General features: G+C 73.0%; 2 protein-coding genes. Both read left to right on the top strand.

Going from position 1 to position 3,495, the window contains the following annotated elements:
* On the top strand, positions 1 to 3,292 hold a 3,292-nt coding region (locus tag B082_RS37110), incomplete at its 5' end, for a type I polyketide synthase (RefSeq protein ID WP_018555736.1).
* Between the two features lie 7 nt (positions 3,293 to 3,299).
* The coding region (locus B082_RS37105) for a beta-ketoacyl synthase N-terminal-like domain-containing protein (protein ID WP_037711302.1) at positions 3,300 to 3,495 on the top strand (196 nt) is incomplete at its 3' end.

Here is a 3,495-nt window from a genome sequence, read left to right as displayed (position 1 = left end):
GCGTCATGTCCGTGAGGCGGTCCGGTTCGCTGATGGGATCGCTCACCTCGCGGACCAGGGCGTCACCCGCTTCGTGGAACTCGGCCCCGACGCGGTGCTCTCCGCCCTCACCGAGGCCACGGCATCCGTCACGTCCGACACCCTCACCGTGCCCGTCCTGCGCAAGGGCCGGCCAGAGGTTTCCACCCTGCTCGCCGCCCTCGCCCGGCTGCACGTCGCCGGACCCCGCGTCGACTGGGCGGGCGTCCTCGACGGTCGTGGCGCCCGCAGGGTCGAACTGCCCACGTACGCCTTCGGCCGGACCACGTACTGGCTCGACGCCCCCGATCCGGTCGGCGGCGATGTGACCGGCCTGGGCCAGACCGCGGCCGCGCATCCGCTCCTCAGCGCCGTGGTCGCCTCCCCGGAGGCCGGCGGCGTCGTGCTCACCGGGCGCCTCTCCGTCCGCACCCACCCCTGGCTCGCCGACCACGACGTCCTCGGGACCGTGCTCCTGCCCGGCACCGGCTACATCGAACTGGCCATCCGGGCCGGTGAGGAGGTCGGCTGCGAGGTGGTGGAGGAACTCACCATCGAGGCGCTGATGCCGCTCCCGCCCCACGGCGGACTCGCCGTCCAGGTCGTCGTCGACGCTCCGGACGCGGGCGGGCGCTGCTCGCTCGCCGTCTACTCCCGGGCCGACGACGCCCCCGCCGGCGCCCCCTGGAGCAAGCACGCCAGCGGCGTACTCGCCCCGGGGACCGGACAGGCGCCGCCCGCTGACGCCTTCGCCCCCGCCCCGGCCGACTGGCCGCCCACGGGTGCGACCGAGGTCGACATCTCCGGTGTGTACGACTACCTCACCGGCCAGGGCTACGGCTACGGACCCATGTTCCGGGGCCTGCGCGGCATCTGGTCCCGGGGCAAGGAGACATTCGCGGAGGTCTCCCTGCCGGAGGACTCCCTGGACGTCGGCAAGGAGTTCCGGCTCCACCCCTCCATCCTCGACGCGGCGCTGAGTGCCACCGACTTCATGGACGGCCGCCGGCCCCAGGACGTCGGCGGCACCCAGCTGCCGTTCGCCTGGTCCGGTGTCACCCTGCACGCCGCAGGCTCCTCCCGGCTGCGAGTGCGTATCACCGCCGTCGAATCCCACCGGTCACAAGGGTCCGACGCGGTACGGCTCGAACTCACCGACCCCACGGGCACCCCGGTCGCCACGATCGACTCGCTCGTGGTCCGCCCCGTCACCGCGGCCAAGGTCAACGCGGCCGCCGCGGCGGGCGGCGGCGAACACGAGGCCGTCTTCCAGCTGGTCACGCAGCAACTGCCCCTCGGCGCCGCCGTGGCCGCGGCCACGGACCGCTGGGCCGTGCTCGGCGACGCCGCCGCGGCCGGCCCCGGCACCACCGCCTACAGCGACCTCGCCGCACTCGGCGCCGCGCTGACGGGCGGCGCTCCGGTCCCCGACGTCGTCCTCCTGCCCGTACCGCACGCCACGGAGCATGACGACGTCCCGACGGCCGTCCGCTCCGTCACCGGGCAGGTCCTCGACACGCTCCAGTCCTGGCTGGCGGACGAGCGGTACGCCCAGTCCCGCCTCATGGTGGTCACGCGTAACGCTCTCCCCCTCTCCGACGAGGAGAGCGACACCGCCGTGGACCTCGTCCAGGCACCTGTGTGGGGGCTGTTGCGGGCAGCGCAGGAGGAGTACCCCGGCCGGTTCGTCCTCGTCGACACCGACGGCAGCGCCGCGGCCGGCGGGTCACTGCCCGCCGTGGCCGCGTCCGGTGAACCCGAGGCGATCCTGCGTGGCGCCGAGGTACGGGTACCCCGCCTGGCCCGGGTGCCGGCGAAGACGCCCGCGGTGGCCCTGCCCTGGGACGCCGAGGGAACCGTCCTGATCACCGGAGGGACCAGCGGCCTCGGCGCCGTCGTCGCCCGCCACCTGGTCGAACGCCACGGCGTGCGCCACCTCCTGCTCGCCGGACGACGCGGCCAGGACGCCCCCGGCGCCACCGAACTCCGCGACGCCCTGCACGGACTCGGCGCCCGCGTCACCCTCGTGGCCTGTGACACGTCCGACCGTGCGGCGGTCGACGACATGCTGACCGCGATACCGGCCGCACATCCGCTGACGGCAGTGGTCCACGCGGCCGCGGTCATGGACAACGCCCTGCTGGCCGCCCTCACTCCCGCACAGGTCGACACGGTGATGCGGCCCAAGGTGGACGCGGCCTGGAACCTGCACGAGGCGACACGCGGACTGGATCTGAAGGCGTTCATCCTCTTCTCCTCCTGTGCCGGACTCGTCGTCGGCGTCGGCCAGGGCAACTACGCCGCGGCCAACCGCTTCCTGGACGCCCTCTCCACCCACCGACGGGCGACCGGACTCCCGGCGACATCGCTGGCGTTCGGCCTCTGGGAGACCAAGACCGGTCTCGGGGGCGGCGTCACCCACGCCGACCTGCGGCGCATGCGCACCATGGGCATGCCGGCCCTGCCGACCGCAGAGGGCCTCGCGCTCCTCGACGAGGCCCTGGAACTCGACCGGCCGGTACTCGTGCCGATCAGGGTGGAACGCGACCGCCAGGCCACGACCGAGCCGCCGCACCTGCTGAAGGACGTGCTCGGCGCACCGGAACGGCCCGCAGCCCGCAAGGAGGTTCGGGCACCCGCCGTCACCGCGGTGGCCGCGCCTGCTGCGGAACTCTCCCTGGAACAAAGGCTGTCCGGGATGAAGGCGGCCGATCGCCGTGACGTGGTACTCGACGTCGTACGCGAACAGGTCGCCGGAGTCAGCCACAGCGTCCCCGCCACCATCGATGTCTCCAAGGGCTTCACCGAGCTCGGTCTCGACTCCCTCGCCGCCATCGATCTCCGCAACCGGCTCCAGAAGGCCACCGGCCTCCGACTCCCGGCCACCCTCATGTTCGACTATCCCAGCCCCTCGGTGCTGGCGGACTTCCTCCTCGACGAGCTTCCGCCGGGACTTGAGGAGAACACCCCCGACGCACCGGCCGGCGCCGCGCCCGCGCAGAGCGGGCAGGGGGCCGCGGACACCGATGAGTCCATCCGGCAGGCCCTCACGAACATCCCGGTCGACGCGCTCCGGGAGTCCGGCATGCTGGACGCGCTGCTGAAGCTGGCCGCCCGGCCCGCCGCACACGCACCCGCCACCGAATCCGGCACCCGCACCCCGCAGGACGACACCACGCAGGCCGGCGAAGCGATCAAGACCATGGACGTCGACGACCTGGTGCGCGCAGCGCTGGCGTCCGCCGACCCGACCCGCAACCCGAGCGAGGGCTGAGAGCATCATGGAAGCATCTGTAGAGCAGCTGGTCACGGCCCTCCGCACGACCATGGTCGAGAACGAACGCCTCCGCTCGGCCAACGACCGCCTCATCGGCGACGCCACCGAGCCGATTGCGGTTGTGGGGATGGCGTGTCGTTATCCGGGTGGGGTGGGTTCTCCGGATGAGTTGTGGGATCTGGTGGTGGAGGGCCGGGACG

Origin of the sequence: Streptomyces sp. ATexAB-D23, assembly GCF_000373645.1 — a bacterium.
GTDB classification, from domain to species: Bacteria; Actinomycetota; Actinomycetes; order Streptomycetales; family Streptomycetaceae; genus Streptomyces; species Streptomyces castrisilvae.
The sequence above is the reverse complement of the archived record's forward strand: the minus strand, read 5'-3'. Positions and strand labels throughout refer to the sequence as shown.